The 238-nt window shown below is 58.4% G+C and carries 1 pseudogene; it reads right to left on the bottom strand.

Annotated features, from left to right (window positions below):
- Nucleotides 1-238, bottom strand: a pseudogene (locus ACZ267_RS13035) (phosphomethylpyrimidine synthase ThiC); the annotation flags it as partial.

Raw genomic sequence — 238 nt, 5'->3', positions numbered from 1 at the left:
GCCCATATTCTCGCGGATGGCGATGAATTCCATTTCCGGCGTGATGATGCCCTGGCGGGCGTAGTGCAGTTGGGTGACACGGCGTCCTGCTTTGGCGCGTTTTGGTGTTAGTACGCCGCTAAAACGCAGTTCGTCGAGGCCATCATCTGCCAGCCGCGCTTTAGTGTAATCGGAACTGCGCACGGTAAGTTCTTCGGTATCGCCGCGCGCATCGATCCACGGCTGGCGTAGTTTTGCC

The sequence above is a fragment of the Staphylococcus sp. AC872 genome, assembly GCF_979255425.1.
This window is presented reverse-complemented; position numbering and strand designations above follow the sequence as displayed.